The sequence below is a fragment of the Micrococcus sp. iso_239 genome, assembly GCF_056173395.1.
The window spans coordinates 1,421,722-1,438,095 of the sequence record NZ_CM149672.1 but is presented as its reverse complement, the minus strand read 5'-3'; the positions used below and the strand labels follow the sequence as shown (position 1 = coordinate 1,438,095).

12 protein-coding genes are annotated in these 16,374 nt (G+C 73.7%); 3 read left to right on the top strand and 9 right to left on the bottom strand.

The window, feature by feature from the left end; all coding sequences use genetic code 11:
- Nucleotides 1-4 precede the first annotated feature (4 nt).
- On the top strand, nucleotides 5-3,127 hold the full coding sequence (locus AC0VX2_RS06600) for a bifunctional [glutamine synthetase] adenylyltransferase/[glutamine synthetase]-adenylyl-L-tyrosine phosphorylase (RefSeq protein ID WP_101966002.1): 3,123 nt from the start codon (nucleotides 5-7) through the stop codon (nucleotides 3,125-3,127).
- Between the two features lie 66 nt (nucleotides 3,128-3,193).
- Here AC0VX2_RS06600 and AC0VX2_RS06595 read toward each other — a convergent pair whose 3' ends face one another.
- Both AC0VX2_RS06595 and glnA read right to left on the bottom strand, forming a co-directional pair.
- On the bottom strand, nucleotides 3,194-4,198 hold the full coding sequence (locus tag AC0VX2_RS06595; protein ID WP_036314199.1) for an LLM class flavin-dependent oxidoreductase: 1,005 nt from the start codon (nucleotides 4,196-4,198) through the stop codon (nucleotides 3,194-3,196).
- Nucleotides 4,199-4,351: 153 nt separating this feature from the next.
- Complete coding sequence (gene glnA / locus AC0VX2_RS06590) at nucleotides 4,352-5,776, bottom strand: type I glutamate--ammonia ligase (RefSeq protein WP_036314201.1); 1,425 nt, start codon at nucleotides 5,774-5,776, stop codon at nucleotides 4,352-4,354.
- Nucleotides 5,777-5,927: 151 nt separating this feature from the next.
- Here glnA and AC0VX2_RS06585 point away from each other — a divergent pair, with 151 nt between their 5' ends.
- Complete coding sequence (locus AC0VX2_RS06585) at nucleotides 5,928-6,428, top strand: RDD family protein (RefSeq protein ID WP_049146950.1); 501 nt, start codon at nucleotides 5,928-5,930, stop codon at nucleotides 6,426-6,428.
- 122 nt (nucleotides 6,429-6,550) lie between these two features.
- Here the strand turns inward: AC0VX2_RS06585 and AC0VX2_RS06580 are convergent, their stop codons facing one another.
- The 3 genes from AC0VX2_RS06580 to lipB are packed head-to-tail and all read right to left on the bottom strand — an operon-like array spanning nucleotide 6,551 to nucleotide 9,095.
- Nucleotides 6,551-7,363: a DUF4191 domain-containing protein gene (locus AC0VX2_RS06580; RefSeq protein WP_036314203.1), complete on the bottom strand. Its 813-nt coding sequence runs from the start codon at nucleotides 7,361-7,363 to the stop codon at nucleotides 6,551-6,553.
- 26 nt (nucleotides 7,364-7,389) lie between these two features.
- Nucleotides 7,390-8,397, bottom strand: a complete 1,008-nt coding sequence (gene lipA, locus AC0VX2_RS06575; protein ID WP_036383060.1) for a lipoyl synthase — start codon at nucleotides 8,395-8,397, stop codon at nucleotides 7,390-7,392.
- Nucleotides 8,394-9,095, bottom strand: coding sequence for a lipoyl(octanoyl) transferase LipB (gene lipB / locus AC0VX2_RS06570; protein WP_036314221.1), 702 nt, complete (start codon nucleotides 9,093-9,095; stop codon nucleotides 8,394-8,396). The genes lipA and lipB overlap by 4 nt, the downstream gene beginning before the upstream one ends.
- Before the next feature lie 108 nt (nucleotides 9,096-9,203).
- Between lipB and AC0VX2_RS06565 the strand changes: the two genes are divergently transcribed.
- A complete protein-coding gene (locus tag AC0VX2_RS06565; protein ID WP_144820223.1) occupies nucleotides 9,204-10,859 on the top strand; it encodes a serine/threonine-protein kinase in 1,656 nt (551 codons plus the stop codon).
- A gap of 116 nt (nucleotides 10,860-10,975) precedes the next feature.
- Here AC0VX2_RS06565 and AC0VX2_RS06560 read toward each other — a convergent pair whose 3' ends face one another.
- The 4 genes from AC0VX2_RS06560 to AC0VX2_RS06545 all read right to left on the bottom strand — a co-directional run bounded on the left by AC0VX2_RS06560 (nucleotide 10,976) and on the right by AC0VX2_RS06545 (nucleotide 16,330).
- Nucleotides 10,976-11,320, bottom strand: coding sequence for a hypothetical protein (locus AC0VX2_RS06560; protein ID WP_010078527.1), 345 nt, complete (start codon nucleotides 11,318-11,320; stop codon nucleotides 10,976-10,978).
- 18 nt (nucleotides 11,321-11,338) lie between these two features.
- Nucleotides 11,339-13,204 (bottom strand): 2-oxoglutarate dehydrogenase, E2 component, dihydrolipoamide succinyltransferase, encoded by a 1,866-nt coding sequence (gene sucB / locus AC0VX2_RS06555; RefSeq protein ID WP_144818932.1) that lies wholly within the window; start codon nucleotides 13,202-13,204, stop codon nucleotides 11,339-11,341.
- Between the two features lie 98 nt (nucleotides 13,205-13,302).
- Nucleotides 13,303-14,682, bottom strand: a complete 1,380-nt coding sequence (gene lpdA, locus AC0VX2_RS06550) for a dihydrolipoyl dehydrogenase (RefSeq protein ID WP_060973495.1) — start codon at nucleotides 14,680-14,682, stop codon at nucleotides 13,303-13,305.
- Nucleotides 14,683-14,797: 115 nt separating this feature from the next.
- A complete protein-coding gene (locus tag AC0VX2_RS06545) occupies nucleotides 14,798-16,330 on the bottom strand; it encodes a leucyl aminopeptidase (RefSeq protein WP_044659535.1) in 1,533 nt (510 codons plus the stop codon).
- Nucleotides 16,331-16,374: the final 44 nt, after the last annotated feature.

Below are 16,374 nucleotides of genomic sequence, written 5' to 3'. Positions count from 1 at the left end.
GGCCGTGTCCGCCCTGCCCGACGCGGCGACCGCCGACGCCCCGGACCGCCGCACCCTCGCGCACGCCGGCGTCGCCGACGCCGGCCGCGTGCAGACGCTGCTCACCTCGCCCGAGTTCGAGGGCGTGGACGTGCGTCCCCTCGTCGAGCTCCTCGGCCACGCCGCCGATCCCGACCGGGCCCTGCTGCTGTGGGTGCGCCTGGCCGAGCGCGAGCCCCGCGTCCACCACGCCCTCCGGGACCCCGGGACGACGGCCCGCCTGCTGCGGCTGCTCGGCGCCTCCGAGGCCCTCGGCGAGTTCCTCATCCGCCGTCCCGAGCACCTGGACCTCGTCCTCGACCCGGACGCGGCCGCCGCCACCGCGCCCGCCCTCGCCCAGCCCGACCCGACCGCCGGCGAGCCCTGGGGTGATGCGTCCGCCGCCCTGCGCCGCCTGCTCCTGGACTCGGTGGGCGCCGACCCGGACGCCGACCGCCCCCTCGCGGCCGTCACCGGCAAGGACGCCGCCGTCGCCTTGCGCCGCGCCTACCGCCGCCAGCTGGCCGCGATCGCCCTGCGCGACCTCGACTCCGCCGAGCCCACGGCGGCCATGCCCTCGGTGGGCCGCTGGCTCGCGGACCTGGCCGGCGCCACCGTGGACGCGGCGCTCGCCGTCTCACGGGCCGTCCTCACCGAGCGGGAGGGCCCCGTGGTGGACCGCGTGGACCTCGCCGTGATCGGCATGGGCAAGTGCGGCGCCGGCGAACTCAACTACGTCTCAGACGTGGACGTCGTGTTCGCCCACGCCGTCCGCGAGGCCGCGGACGGCGCGGACCCCGACGCCCAGGTCCCGGACGGGCCGCGCGCCGCCGCGCTCGCGGCCGAGCTGGCCGCGGGCATCGGCCGCGTGATCCAGGGTGCGGCCCCCGAGCCGGGACTGTGGGAAGTCGACGCCAACCTGCGTCCCGAGGGCAAGGACGGCGCCCTGAGCCGCACCGTGGAGTCCCACGCCGAGTACTACCGCCGCTGGGCCCACGGCTGGGAGTTCCAGGCCCTGCTCAAGGCCCGCCCGATCGCGGGCTCGCCACAGCTCGGCGAGCGCTACATCGCGGAGATCTGGCCCCGGGTGTGGGAGTCCTCCGCGCGCGACGGGTTCGTCGAGTCCGTCCGGGCCATGCGCGCCCGGGTCCTGGACACCCTCGCCCCCGCGGAGCGCGAGCGGGAGATCAAGCTCGGGCCCGGCGGTCTGCGCGACGTCGAGTTCACGGCCCAGCTGCTCCAGCTCGTGCACGGCCGTGCGGACGAGTCGCTGCGGGTGCGCGGCACGCTCGACGCGGTGCGGGCGCTGCACGCCGCCTCCTACGTCACCACGCGAGACGCGCGGGCGTTCGACGAGCACTACCGGTGGCTGCGCACCCTCGAGCACCGCATCCAGCTCGTGCACCTGCGGCGCACCCACCTGATGCCGGTCAAGGAGGAGGCCCGCCGCGTCGTCGCCCGGTCGATGCGCGGCGCCATGGACCGGGGCCCCGCCACCGGCGAGGACCTCCAGGCTGAGTTCACGCGCGTGCGCCGCGCCGTGCGCGGTCTCCACGAGACCGTGTTCTACCGGCCGCTGCTGTCGACGACGGCCGCCCTGTCCGCCGAGGACGTGCGGCTGTCCGCGGAGGCCGTCCGCGACCGCCTGGCGGCGCTGGGCTACCGCGACCCGCAGGGCGCCCTGCGGCACATCGAGGCCCTCACCCAGGGCGTCTCGCGCCGGGCCGCGGTCCAGCGGCAGCTGCTGCCGGCCATGCTCGGCTGGTTCGCGCGGGGCGCCGACCCCGACGGCGGCCTGCTCGCCTTCCGCCGGCTCTCCGAGTCGCTCGGCGGCACGGCCTGGTATCTGCGGATGCTCCGCGACTCCTCGGACGCCGCCCGGCGGCTGTGCCTGGTCCTGTCCGGCTCCCGGTTCGTGGGGGACCTGCTCGAGCACTCGCCCGAGGCCGTGGCCTGGGTGGGCGACGACCGGGAGCTCGACCCCCGGGGCGCGATCCAGCTGTGGCGCCAGGTCGACGCGCGGCTCGACCGCCGCGTGGCCGCGGAGGAGGCCCCCGCGGCCGTGCGCCACGTGCGGCAGGTGCGGCGCAGCGAGACGCTGCGTGTCGCCCTGGCCGACATGTCCGGCCTGCTGGACCTGGAATCCGTCTGCGGCGCGCTCGCGGACATCGACCAGGTGACGGTGGTGGGCGTCCTGCGGGTGGCGTGGCGGGCCGTCGTCGGGGACGCCGAGCCCCTCACCGACGTGCTCGTGGTGGCGATGGGCCGCCAGGGCGGGCGGGAGATCACCTACGGCTCGGACCTGGACGCCCTGTTCGTGCACCGGCCACGCCCCGGCGTCGACGAGGGGCGGGCGCGCGAGCAGGCCGAGGAGGTCGTGCGGACGCTGATGTCCCTGCTGCACCGCCCCGCGACCCCGCCGCTGCCCGGCGAGCGGCCGCTCGAGGTGGACGCCGACCTGCGCCCCGAGGGACGCCAGGGGCCCCTGGTGCGCACCCTGGACTCGTACCGGGAGTACTACGGTCGCTGGGCCGAGGTGTGGGAGCGGCAGGCGCTGCTGCGCGCCCGCCCCCTGGCCGGCGACGACGACCTGGCCACCGACTTCCGCCGCTGGGCCGACGGCGTCCGCTACGCGCAGGACCTCTCGGCCGTCGATGCCCGGGAGATCCGCCGGATCAAGGCCCGCGTGGAGGCCGAGCGGCTGCCCCGCGGGGCGGATCCGGCGCGCCATGTCAAGCTCGGGCGCGGGGGGCTCTCGGACGTCGAGTGGCTCGTGCAGTCAATGCAGCTCAAGCACGCCGGTCAGATCGAGGACCTGCGGGTCACCGGCACGCTGCCGGCCCTGCGGGCGATCGCCCGGCACGGGCTGCTGCCCGAGGCCGAGGTCGCCGTGCTGGAGGAGGCGTGGCTGCTGGCCACCCGGATCCGCGCCGCCCTGCTGCTGTGGACGGGCAAGGTCTCGGACGTGCTGCCCACGAACATGCGCGACCTCGAGGCCGTGGCCCGCCTCAGCGGGGTGGGCACGACCGGCGGGGAGCTCGAGGAGCGCTACCTGCGGGTGACCCGCCTGGCCCGTCAGGTGTTCGAGACCCGGTTCTACGGGCTCTGAACGACGCCGGCCCGCCACCTCGACGGGGTGGCGGGCCGGCCGTGCTCCGGTGTCGCGAGCGCCGGCTCAGGCGCGCACGACGTGCTCCCCGAGCAGCTCCAGGGTGCGTCGCCGCACGCCGGCGTCCTGGGCCGCCGTCGTGATGATCAGCTCGTCCGCCTGGACCCGCGCCGCGAAGTCGTGCAGCCACGCCGCCGTCGTCGGGCCGGTGCCCACGGCCGTGCACTCGAGCATCCCGAGCACCTGCTGACCGGCGGGGGAGTGCAGCAGCATCTCGACCTCGTCGTCGGTGAGGGTGCGGCCCCGGCCGAGCATCATCCGGATGCGCGCCCGCTGCGCGGCCTGCCACTCCCGCTCGGCCACCTCCTCGGTGTCCGCGGCGATCACGTTGGCCGCCGCGATGAAGTGCGGCTCCGCGAGGGCCTCGGAGGGCTCGAAGTGCTCCCGGTACAGGCGCGCCGCATGCTCGAGCATCTGCGGTGCGAAGTGGCTCGCGAACGCGTAGCCCAGGCCGAGCTGCGCGGCCAGCTGGGCGCCGAACGCCGAGGAGCCGAGGATGTACAGCGGGACGTTGGTGCCCTTGCCGGGGTAGGCGTCGATGCCGGGGATCAGGCTCTGGCCGGTGAGGTAGCCCTGCAGCTCGAGCACGTCCTGCGGGAAGCGCTCGGCCGCCGACGGATCCCGGCGCAGCGCCTGCAGCGTCCGCTGGTCGGTGCCGGGGGCGCGACCCAGGCCCAGGTCGATGCGGCCGGGGTGCAGCTCGGCCAGGGTGCCGAACTGCTCGGCGATCACCAGCGGCGAGTGGTTGGGCAGCATGACGCCGCCGGAGCCGAGGCGGATCGAGTCGGTGTGCGCGGCCACGTGCGCGATGAGTACGGCCGTGGCGGAGGAGGCGATGGAGGGCATGTTGTGGTGCTCCGCGTACCAGACGCGCCGGAAGCCGGCGGCCTCGGCGACGCGGGCCTGCTCCACGGATTCGGCGAAGGCTTCGCCCATCGGGGCGCCGTCGCGGACGAGGGCGAGGTCCAGCAGGGACAGCGGCAGGGGGGTGGGGGCGGTGTGCTCGGTCATGGTGCTCCTGGTCTGCGGGCCGCCCGGCCGGGCGGAGGTCTCCACAGATCCAGCGCCCACCGGCCCCGGACTATTCCGCGGCCGGGCACGACGACGGCCGCCCGCCTCCGGCGTGGGAGACGAACGGCCGTCGTCGGGGCCGCGGCGGGCGGATCAGACCGAGTAGTACAGCTCGAACTCGTAGGGGTTCGGGCGCAGGGCCAGCGGGGCGATCTCCATCTCGCGCTTGTACGCGATCCAGGTCTCGATCAGCTCCTCGGTGAACACGTCGCCGGCCAGGAGGAACTCGTGGTCCTCCTCGAGGGCGTTCAGGGCCTCGTCCAGGGTGGCGGGTGCCTTCTGGATGTCGGCGGCCTCCTCGGCCGGCAGCTCGTAGAGGTCCTTGTCGATCGGCTCGGCCGGCTCGATGCGGTTGCGGATGCCGTCCAGGCCGGCCATCAGCTGCGCGGCGAACGCGAGGTACGGGTTGCCCGAGGCGTCCGGGGCGCGGAACTCGATGCGCTTGGCCTTCGGGTTGGAGCCGGTGATCGGGATGCGGATGCCCGCCGAGCGGTTGCCCTGCGAGTAAACCATGTTCACGGGGGCCTCGAAGCCCGGCACCAGGCGGCGGTAGGAGTTCACCGTGGGGTTGGTGAAGGCCAGGACCGCGGAGGCGTGCTTCAGCAGGCCGCCGATGTACCAGCGGGCGGTGTCCGAGAGGTTCGCGTAGCCCTTCTCGTCGAAGAACAGCGGCTCGCCGCCGTTCCACAGGGACTGGTGGCAGTGCATGCCGGAGCCGTTGTCGCCGAAGACGGGCTTGGGCATGAAGGTCGCGGACTTGCCGAACATGTTGGCGACGTTCTTGACGACGTACTTGAACTTCTGCAGGTCGTCCGCCGAGTGGGTCAGCGTGTTGAAGCGGTAGTTGATCTCCGCCTGGCCCGCGGCGCCCACCTCGTGGTGGGAGCGCTCTACCTCGAGGCCGACCTCGGCCAGGACCGAGCAGATCTCGTCGCGCAGGTCGGCCTGCTTGTCCGTGGGGGAGACGGGGAAGTAGCCGCCCTTGAGGCCGGTCTTGTGGCTCAGGTTGCCGCCCTCGTCCTCGCGGGAGGCGTTCCACCAGGCCTCGTCCGAGTCCACGGCGTAGAACGAGCCGCGGGGGGAGGACTCGTAGCGGACGTCCTCGAAGATGAAGAACTCGGCCTCGGGGGCGAAGAACGCCGTGTCGGCGATGCCGGAGGAGCTCAGGTAGGCCTCCGCGCGCTGGGCCACGCCGCGCGGGTCGCGCAGGTAGGGCTCGCCGGTGCGGGGGTTCACGATGGAGAAGTTCATCGTGAGGGTCTTGCGGACCCGGAAGGGGTCCACGAAGGCCGTCGCGACGTCCGGGATGAGCTGCATGTCGGACTCGGCGATGCCGGCGAAGCCCCGGATCGAGGAGCCGTCGAAGAGCTGGCCCGTGACGAAGAAGTCCTCGTCGACGCTCGAGGCGGGCACGTTGAAGTGGTGCTGCATGCCGGGGAGGTCGGTGAAGCGGACGTCGACGAACTCGATCCCCTCATCCTTGATGTACGCGAGGACGTCCGCGGGGGAGGTGAACATGGTGCGCTCCTGTGGTCGTGACGATGGTGGCATGTCCGGCACGGCGGCGCTGGCGTGGCGGGTGTCATCACCCTACTTGCCCGGCGGCCTCCGTGGGCGTCGGTGACGCCCCACGGCGAGCCTCGCGGTTCCGCGCCGGTAGGCTGGGCCGGTGGCACGCAGAGCACCCGACCCCGCGCAAGAGCCCGAACCGACCCGCCGCGACGAGCCGCTGATCACCCGGCGCGACCTCGCCGGCTGGGTGGACGGTCCGGGCGGCGGCCTGGCCGGCGGCCGCTGGCCGGGGGACCTGCTGGGCCTGCCCGAGCACGGCCCGACCTCGATGGCCACTGCGGCCCGCCGCGCCGTCGCCCTCGTGATCGACTGGTTCCTGGCCCTGGGCGTGTCCTGGCTGCTCTTCGACTCCGACGCGATCGCCACCCTGATGGTCTTCGCCACCATGCACATCCTGGGCATCACCCTGCTGGCCACCACCGTGGGCAAGGCCGTGTGCCGCACCCAGGTGGTGCGCCTCGGCGGCCGGACCGCCCCCGTGCACCGCGTGGTGGTGCGCACGGCGCTGCTGTGCCTCGTGCTGCCGGCCGTCGTCGTCGGCCCGGACGGCCGCGGCATGCACGACAAGGTCGCCGGCACCGTCGAGATCCGCATGTGAGCGCACCGGCCCGCGCCGGACGACGCCGGATCCGACTCGACGCGAGGCCGGACACGACGAAAGGGGGGCGCCCCGCCGAATCCTCGGCGGGGCGCCCCCCTTTCGCGCGGGTGCGTCGGCGCTCAGCGGCCGCGCATGGCGCGCCGGCTCGGGCGCACCTTGTTCGGGTCGACGCCCTTGGGGATGGGCAGCCGGTTGGTGTTGAGCGCGGTCAGACGCTTGTCCACGGCCTGGACCTCCTGCGCCGTGAGGGCCTTCTTCATGCCCTTGAGCGTGCCGGGCAGCTCGTGCAGCGGGACCTGGCCCTGGCCGTTGCCGGACTCCACCACGGTGACGGGCACGCCGGGCAGGAAGCGGCGCATGGCCTTCTCCTCCTTGACCACCAGCGCGGCGACGCGGGGGGAGGGGCCCTCCGTCACCAGCACGACGCCCGGCCGGCCCACGGCGCGGTAGACGAGGTCCTGGGTCTTCGGGTTCACGGCGGCCGGCTGCTCGGACACGATCCAGCCGCGGCCCAGCGTGGAGAGCGCGGCGCCGGCGGCGCCGGGGCGGCCCTCGAGCTGGGCGAACCCGGCGCGGCGCGCCTTCCGGTTCAGGATGACGACGGCGGCGAGCACACCGAACGGGATCGCGATGAGCAGCCACGTGATCCAGTTGTCCAGCAGGAGGCCGATGACGAGGCCGACGACCAGGGCGCCCAGGAAGGCCAGCAGCATCCACAGTCCGACCTTGGGGTCGTGCGCCTTGGTCATGGCGTAGGCCTGCTTGAGCTGGGAGATCACGCCCGGGCCCTTCGTGGCGCGCTTGTCCCGGCGCTGGGCCTTCGCCTGCTCCTTCTCGCGGAGGCGACGCTCGCGCTGCATGGCCTTGACCTCCTTGAGCGTGGCGGAGGTGGAGCCGGAGGAGGACGCGGGGGGCTGGCTGTTCTTCGTCATGGCGGGGTCCAGTCTAGTCGGGCGGCTCAGGACATCTGGGCGACGACGGCGGAGGCCTCCTGGCGGGCGGTCTTCTCCCCGGCCAGGTGCGCCAGGTTCTCCGGCAGGGTCCGGCCGAGGCGCTGCATGGCCTGCGCGTAGAGCTTGCCCGCGCGGTACGACGAGCGCACCAGCGGGCCCGCCATGACGCCCTGGAAACCGATCTCCTCGGCGCGCTGGGACCACTGGACGAACTCCTGCGGCTTCACCCAGCGGTCGATGGGGTGGTGCAGCTTCGAGGGCCGCACGTACTGCGTGATGGTGATGATGTCGCAGCCGGCCTCGTGCAGGTCCACCAGGGCCTGGTCGATCTCGTGGTCCTCCTCGCCCATGCCCAGGATGAGGTTGGACTTGGTGACGAGCCCGTCGGCCTTGGCCATCGTGAGCACCCTGAGGGACTTCTCGTACGTGAAGGCCGGGCGGATGCGCTTGAAGATGCGCGGCACCGTCTCCAGGTTGTGCGCGAACACCTCGGGCCGCGCGTCGAACACCTGCTGGACGAGCTCCGGCACCGCGCCGAAGTCCGGCGGCAGGATCTCGACGCCGGTCCCCGGGTTGAGCGCGTGGATGCGGCGGATGGTCTCCGCGTAGAGCCACGCCGCGCCGTCCTTCTGGTCGTCACGGGCCACGCCCGTGACGGTGGCGTACCGCAGGTCCATCTCGCGGATGTTCTCGGCGACCTTCTGCGGCTCCTCCATGTCCAGGGGGCGCGGCTTGCCGGAGGTGATGTCGCAGAAGTCACACCGGCGGGTGCAGATGTCCCCGCCGATGAGGAACGTGGCCTCGCGGTCCTCCCAGCACTCGAAGATGTTGGGGCAGCCGGCCTCCTCGCACACGGTGTGCAGGCCGGCGGACTTGACCTTGTTCTTCAGGCCGATGTACTCGGGGCCCATGTGGACCTTGGCCTTGATCCACTCGGGCTTGCGCTCGACGGGCACCTCGGCGTTGCGCGCCTCCACGCGCAGCAGGCGGCGTCCTTCGGGGGCGAGGCTCATGCGGGGATTCCTTCCGTGGGGGTGACGGCGATGTACGCAGGCCCGAGCTCGTCCAGATGACGGGTGAGCACCGGCACGACGTCGGCCGGGGTGATGGTCCGGCCCGTCTCGACCGACAGGGTGGTGGTGGCGGCGTCCGTGATGCCGCACGCGATGATGCCCTCGTAGGGGGCCAGGGAGTTGGAGCAGTTCAGTGCGAAGCCGTGCATCGAGACGCCGTCGTGGATGGACAGGCCGATGGCGCCGACCTTGCGGTCCGGGCGGGCCGTGCCGTCGTCGTCCCGGTCCGCGAGGACCCAGATGCCTGCCCGCCCGTCCACGCGGACGGCCGTGACGCCGAACTCGGCGGCGGTGCGGATCAGCAGCTCCTCGAGGAACCAGACGTAGTCCTTGACGTGGGCACGGTCGCGCAGCCGGACCACGGGGTAGCCGACCAGCTGGCCCGGCCCGTGCCATGTGATCTTGCCGCCGCGGTCCACGTCCACGACGGGGGCGCCGTCCGTGGGGCGCTCGGCGTCCTCGGTGCGGCGACCGGCCGTGTAGACGGCTTCGTGCTCCAGGAGGAGGAATTCGCCGTCGGAGCGGCCGGCGACGACGTCCGCGTGCAGGGCGCGCTGGGCGTCCCAGGCGGCGTGGTAGTCCACCAGGTCGGGCGCCAGGCCGAGCACGCGCAGGGGCGGCAGGGGTGTCTCGGGCATGACGTCCACTGTAGTCCTCGGGCCCGGACCTGTGGACAACCGCCGTGACGCTCGGGGACATGCGGCACCCTGGGCTGGAACGGACGGCGCGGCGGAGAGGGGAGACCGATGCGGGACTGGGACGAGGCGGACGGCGGCGCGGCCGGACGCGTCGGCGGCGGGCCGGAGACCGAACCGGAGAGGTCGTCGGAGCCGGGCACGGCTGCGCCGCGCGCCCCGGGCTGGGAACCCGTCCGGCTGCTCGGCGCGGGCGCCCAGGCGGAGGTCTGGCTCGTCGAGGACGGTCGGGGCGTCCGGGCCGCCCTGAAGGTGCCCCGTGCCGGCGCGGCGCCGGATGCGCTGGCGGCGGAGGCGCAGGCCGGACGGGTCGCGCATCCCCATCTGCTGCGCGTGCTCGGCGTGGTGGAGACGGACCGGGGCCTCGGGGTCCTCACCGAGCACCGCGCGGCCGGCACGCTGCAGGACATGGTGCAGCGGGTCGGACCCCTGAGCCCGGGGCAGGCCGTCACCGTGCTCGTCCCGATCGCCCAGGCTCTCGCGTGCCTGCACCGCGAGGGGGTGGTGCACGGCGACGTGTCCCCGGCGAACGTCCTGTTCGGCGTCGACGGCAGCCCGGCCCTCGCCGACCTCGGCGTCGCCCGGGTGGTCGGCGGGGCGTCGGGGGCCGGGGCGACGCCGGGCTTCGCGGCCCCCGAGGCGCTCGCCGCGGTGGAGGGGGCCGGGGCGGAACCGGGGGCGTCTCCGGCGGTGGGGGCGCCGAGTGACGTCCATGCGTGGGCCGCCCTGGGCTGGTACGCGCTCACCGGTCGGGCGCCGGGCGCCGCCGGGCATCGGGCGCCGCTGCCCGTCCTGGTCCCCGAAGCGTCCCCCGAGCTCGCGCTGCTGCTCGATGCGGCGCTCTCCCCGGACCCGGCGGCGCGGCCGAGCGCGGAGGAGGCCGCCGCAGCCGTATACGCGACGGCCCGGCCCGAGCCGGTCCCGCTGGGAGAGGCCGCCCCCGCCGAGGTGGCGCACCTGCTGCCCACGGTGCTGCCGGGCTCCGGGCCCACGCGGCGACGCCGACGACGCGCGGCTCCGAGACGGCGCGCGCTCGCGCGCCGACGGGGGGCGGCGCCACGCCGGGGCGTCCTCGTGGCCGCCGGGCTGGCCACCGCGCTGGCCGTCGGCGGCGGCACCGCCGGGCTGTGGTGGCCGGCGTCCCTGGGCGACGCGACGGAGGGGGCGCCGGAGCCGGCGGGCGCGGTGCCGGCCGGCACCTCGGTGGACGCGGCGCGCCCGGCGGACGGGACGCCGGAGAGCGGGACGCCGGCGAGGGTGCCGGACGCGGGTGCCGCCGGGGAGGACGCCGTCGACGTGGGCGAGGCGCTGGCCGCGGTCGGCCACGCCCGGACTGCCGCGCTCATCGACCCGGAGCCTGCGCGACTGGACGCCTACGCCGTGCCCGGGGGACCGGCGTGGGAGAACGACCGGGATCTGCTGCGCCGGCTGACGGACGAGGGGTTCGCCTTCTCCGGCCTCGAGGTGACGGTGGAGCAGGCCGGACCCGCCCGGCGGGCCGGGGACGACGCGCTGCGTGTCGACGCCGTGCTCCGGACGTCGGCCCACACCGTGGTGGACCGCGCGGGACGCGTGGCGGCGCATCGGGAGGCGACGGCCGAGGAGGTCGTGCTGGTCCTGCGCAGCGGCCACGGAGAGGGCCCCGAGGGGCGGGACGGTGGCGCGGCGGGTCGGACGTGGCGGGTCGAGACCGTCGATCCGCGCTGACCCCGGGCCCGGATCCAGCGCCGGAGGCCGGCGGTCCAGACGGGGGGACGCCGCGGGCCCCGGGGAGAAGCTCCCCGGGGCCCGCGGTGTGGTGCGGCGTCAGCCGCCTGGGCTGATCACTGCCAGAGGACGGCGACCAGGATGTTCACCAGGCCCAGACCGCCCACCGCGTGGGCCAGGCCCGTGGGCACGACCTCCCCGCGGTTGGACTTGCGGCGGCCGATCAGGGCGGCCACGAAGACGATGACGCCGATCAGGAACTTGACGCCCAGCTTCATGTGGTTCGGCTCCCCGCTCATGGCGAGGCCGAAAAGCACCACGCCGGAGACGATCATGCCCACGGAGCCCCACCACTGCGAGGTGGTGACGGTCGGGTTGCGGAAGTGCGCGAACCAACCGCCCACGATCGCTGCGGCGGACACGATGTGCACGGCCACCAGGATGCTGTGCAGGATATCCACAGTCCTTCTCCCTTTCCGTCAGAGACCCAGCTCGTTGGCGAACTCGCCGCCCTCGAGACGCTGACGCAGCGTCGTCAGGAAGCGGCCCGCGTCGGCCCCGTCCACCAGGCGGTGGTCGTAGGTCAGGGACAGGTACATCATGTGGCGGATGGCGATCGAGTCGTTGCCGTCCGCGTCGGTCACCACCATGGGGCGCTTCACGATCGCACCGGTGCCCAGGATCGCGACCTGCGGCTGGTTGATGATCGGCGTGTCGAACAGCGCGCCCACGGAGCCGATGTTCGTGATCGAGAACGTGCCGCCCGAGAGCTCGTCCGGCGAGATCTTGTTCGTGCGGGTGCGCTCGGCCACGTCGGCGATCTTCTGGGCGAGGCCCGTCAGGTTCAGGGAGCCGGCGTCCTTGATGACGGGCACCAGCAGCCCCTTCTCCGTGTCCACGGCGATCGCGATGTCCTCGGACGCGTGGTACGTGATCTCCTTGTTGTCCTCGGAGAACGACGCGTTCAGCTTGGGGTGCTGCTTGAGGGCCTCGGCGACCGCCTTGGTGATGAACGGCAGGTACGTCAGGTTCACGCCGGCCTGCTGCTGGAAGGAGGCCTTGGCCTTCTTGCGCAGCTGCACGATGCGGGTGACGTCCACCTCGTGCACCTGGGTCAGCTGGGTGGACAGGTCGAGGGACTCGCGCATGCGCTGGGCGATGACCTGGCGGATGCGCGGCGCCTTCTCCACCTCGCCGCGGACCGAGGGGTCCACGGAGGAGCTCGCGGCCGGGGCGGACGCAGCGGCCGGGGCGGACGACGGGGCGGCAGCCTCGGAGGCCTGCTCGGCCGGAGCCTCGGACCCGCCCGCGGCGGCCTGCGAGGCCAGCGCGGCGGCGAGCACGTCCTGCTTGCGGATGCGGCCGCCGACGCCCGTGCCGCGAACCGTGGACAGGTCCACGTTGTTCTGGTGGGCCAGGCGGCGCACCAGCGGGGTCACGTAGCCCTGGCCGGGCTCGGTGGCGGAGGGCGCCTCGGCGGACTCGGCCTGCGCGGGGTCGCGCTCAGCGGACTCGCGCCGGGAGGCCTCCTCGGACGGAGACGCCTCCGGCGTCTTCTCCGACTTCTCGGCGCCGGCGGCCTCGGCGGCCTCCTCGGTCTCCTCGGGGGCCTCGGCCTCGGTCGCCTTGTCCTCGATCTCCTCGGCGGACGCCTCGTCCTGACCGGAGGAGCCCTCCGACGGGGCGGAGCCGCCGCCGGCGGAGCCGGAGCCGACGAGTGCGAGGACGGCGCCCACCTCGACGGTGTCGTCCTCCTCCGCACGGATCTCCAGGAGGGTGCCCGCCACGGGGGAGGGGATCTCGGTGTCGACCTTGTCGGTGGAGACCTCGAGCAGCGGCTCGTCGACCTCGACCTCGTCGCCGACGGACTTCAGCCAGCGGGTCACGGTGCCCTCGGTCACGGACTCGCCCAGCGCGGGCAGGGTGACCTCGGAGGCCTCGCCGCCGGCCGACGGGGCCCCGTCCGAGCCCTGGTCGGTGGAGGCGCGCTCCTCCGGAGCCGGCTCGCCTGCGGGCTCCTGCTGGGCGTCGTCCTGCTGCGCCTCCTCGACGGCGGGCTCCTCGGCCGCGGCGTCGTCCTCCGACGCGTCGGCGGAGCCGCCGCCGGAGCCGTCGCCGATCGTGGCCAGCGGGGCGCCGACCTCGACCGTGTCGTCCTCCTCGACCAGGATCTCCTCGAGCACGCCGGCCACGGGGGACGGGATCTCGGTGTCGACCTTGTCGGTGGAGACCTCCACCAGGGGCTCGTCGACGGCGACCTCGTCGCCGACGGCCTTGAGCCAGCGGGTCACGGTGCCCTCGGTGACGGATTCGCCCAGGGCGGGCAGGTTCACGGTTTCAGACATGGTTCCGATGCTCCTCATGAGGGGTGGGCGCCGGGGGCGCCCACCCGGGGTTGCGAGGTGGGCCCGACGCACGGGCCCGGGATGGTCAGTGCGGTGGGTCAGCTGTGCAGCGGGTGGCCGAACAGGGCCATGGCGGCCTCGCCCAGGGCCTCGTTCTGCGTGGGGTGCGCGTGCACGAACTGGGCGACGTCCTCGGGGTAGGCCTCCCAGTTCACGATGAGCTGCGCCTCGCCGATCTGCTCGCCGATGCGCTTGCCGATGCCGTGCACGCCCACGATCGGGCCGTTCTTCTGGCGGATCATCTTGATGATGCCGCCGGTGCCGAGGATCGAGGACTTGCCGTTGCCGGCCAGGTTGTACTCGGCGACCTCGACGTTGTCCTTGCCGAACTTCTCCTCCGCCTTGGGCTGGGTGTAGCCCACGGACATGATCTCCGGCTCGGTGAAGGTGACCTTCGGGATGTTGATGTCCTCGACGACCATCGGCTTGTTGCCGGCGATCTCCTCGGCCACGAAGATGCCCTGCTGGAAGCCGCGGTGCGCCAGCTGCAGACCGGGAACGATGTCGCCCACGGCGTAGATGCTGCCGACGCCGGTGTGCAGACGCTCGTCGGTGAGGACGAAGCCGCGGTCCATCTTGACGCCCTGCTCCTCGTAGCCGAGGCCCTCGGTGTTCGGGCCGCGGCCGACGGCGACGAGGCAGACCTCGGCCTCGAACTCCTTGCCGTCCGCGAGGGTCACCTTGACGCCCGAGTCGGTCTCCTCGACCTTGTCGAAGAACGTGCCCAGGTTGGTCTTGATGCCCTTCTTCTTGAACTCGCGCTCGAGGACCTTGATGATCGCCGGGTCCTCGTTGGGGACCAGGGTCTTCAGGCCCTCGATGATGGTGACGTCGACGCCGAAGGAGTTCCACAGGGACGCGAACTCGGAGCCGATGACACCGCCGCCGAGCACGATGGCCGACTTCGGGGTGTAGTCCAGCTCGAGGGCCTCCGTGGAGGTCATGATCTTCTTGGAGATGGGCAGGCCCATGGTCTTGGCCACGGAGCCGGAGGCCAGCACGATGTTCTCCGCCGTGTAACGGGTGCCGTCGACCTCGACCTCGTTCTTCGAGACGAGCTTGCCCTCGCCCTCGATGACCTGGACCTTGCGCATCTTCAGCAGGCCGGCCAGGCCCTTGTGCTTGCCGGCGACGATGCCGTCCTTGTAGTCGCGCACCTTCGCCATGTCCACGGACTCGAGGGTCGCGTTGACGCCGAACTTGGCGGCGTTGCGGGTCTCATCGGCCACCTCGGCGGCGTGCAGGTAGGCCTTCGTGGGGATGCAGCCCCAGTGCAGGCAGGTGCCGCCGACCTTGGACTTCTCCACGAGGGCGACGGACTTGCCGTACTGCACGGAACGCAGGGCTGCGGCGTACCCGGCGGAGCCACCGCCGAGGACGAGGACGTCGAATTCCTGAGCGGTTGCCTTGTCGGCCACGGTGTTGCTCCTTGGTGCTGGGGTCGGTGGATCGTGGTGGTGGTGCGTCACCGCCACCCCCGGCCGTCGGCGGCGGGCCGCGCGGCCGGGGACGCGGTGGACATCGGGACCAACCTTACCGGGCACGCCCCTCGATGAGACCCACCAGGGTCCGCACCATCACGCCGGTGGCGTCCTGCGGGGTGTAGCCGTACGCGGCCGACTCGTTGAAGGAGGGGCCGGCGATGTCGAGGTGGGCCCAGGGGGTCCGTGCGGCGGCGTCGCCCTCCGACCGTCCGGCGTCGACGAATTCGCGCAGGAAGGTGGCGGCGGTCATCATGCCGCCGAAGCGGTCGCCCATGTTGGAGATGTCCGCGACGCGCGAAGTGAGCGAGGCGCGCAGCTGCTCCGGCAGGGGCATGCCCCACGCGAGCTCCCCGGCCGCGTCGGCCGCGGCGACGACCTCGTCGCGCAGCGCGTCGTCACCCATGACGCCCGTGTGGCGCACGCCGAGGGCGACCAGCTGGGCACCGGTGAGGGTGGCCACGTCGAGCACCGCGTCGGGTCGCTCGTCGGTGGCCGCCACGAGGGCGTCGGCCATGACGACGCGGCCCTCGGCGTCCGTGTTCATGACCTCCACGGTCTTGCCGCCGTACATCGTGATGACGTCGGACGGGCGGATGGCGGTGCCCGAGGGCATGTTCTCGGCCAGCGCCAGCCAGCCGGTCACCTTCACAGGGACGTCCAGGGCCGCGGCGGCGCGCACGACGGCGAAGACGGTGGCGGCGCCGGCCATGTCCGACTTCATCGTCATCATCGAGGCGGCGGGCTTCAGCGAGATGCCGCCCGTGTCGAAGGTGATGCCCTTGCCCACCAGCGCGATGTGCGCGGCGGCGTCGGCCGGCGCGTGCTCGATGCGCACGAGCCGCGGCGGGCGGGAGGAGCCCTGGCCGATCGCGAGGATGCCGCCGAAGCCCTCGGCGCGCAGGCGGTCCTCGTCCCACACGTCCACGCTCACGGACGAGTCCGCGAGGTCCTCCGCGACGGCGTCCGCGAACGTGGCCGGGTAGAGGTGCGAGGGGGCCGTGTTCACCAGGTCGCGCACGGCGCAGACCGCGTCGCCCACGACGGCGGCCCGGCGCAGCACGGGGTCGGCGTCCGCGGCGGCGAGCGGGGTGACGACCTCGACCTCGCGGACGGGACGGGACGTGTCCGTCTCGGCGCGGGCGCGCTCGGACTTCTGGGCGGTGAAGGCGTACGCGCCCAGGACGGCGCCCTCGGCGACGGCGGCCAGTCGGGCCGGGGTGTCGGCCGGCAGGGCCAGGGCCACGGCGTCGGTGCCGGCCAGGGAGCGCACGGCAGCCCCGGCGGCGCGGCGCAGGGACTCGTCCGCGGCCTCGCCGTCGTCGTCCAGACCGCCGACGCCGGCCAGGACCAGCAGCGGCACCGGCACGCCGCCCAGGCCCGGCAGGCGATGGACCTCGTCCTCGGCGCCCCGCACGCCCAGCAGCTCGAACGAGGCCTCGAGGGCGGTGGCCGCCTCGGCCGGCAGCGCGTCCGTCAGGAGCACGGGGCCGTCCGGGCCGGTGCCCACCCCCACCACGAGGGCGGAGGCGGTCAAGTCCTCCAGGGCGCGGGCGGTCAGGGTCGGGCGGTCCAGGGTGATCACGGACGGGCCTCTCTTCCGGGGGTGGGGGATGCGCCCGGCGGGGT

Coding starts and splice junctions, on each gene's coding strand:
- AC0VX2_RS06595 (WP_036314199.1), bottom strand. CDS start 4,198: ATGACCGAGCACACCGCCCCCACCCCCCTGCCGCTGTCCCTGCTGGAC.
- glnA (WP_036314201.1), bottom strand. CDS start 5,776: ATGTTCACCTCCCCCGCGGACGTCCTCGCGTACATCAAGGATGAGGGG.
- AC0VX2_RS06580 (WP_036314203.1), bottom strand. CDS start 7,363: ATGACGAAGAACAGCCAGCCCCCCGCGTCCTCCTCCGGCTCCACCTCC.
- lipA (WP_036383060.1), bottom strand. CDS start 8,397: ATGAGCCTCGCCCCCGAAGGACGCCGCCTGCTGCGCGTGGAGGCGCGC.
- lipB (WP_036314221.1), bottom strand. CDS start 9,095: ATGCCCGAGACACCCCTGCCGCCCCTGCGCGTGCTCGGCCTGGCGCCC.
- AC0VX2_RS06565 (WP_144820223.1), top strand. CDS start 9,204: ATGCGGGACTGGGACGAGGCGGACGGCGGCGCGGCCGGACGCGTCGGC.
- sucB (WP_144818932.1), bottom strand. CDS start 13,204: ATGTCTGAAACCGTGAACCTGCCCGCCCTGGGCGAATCCGTCACCGAG.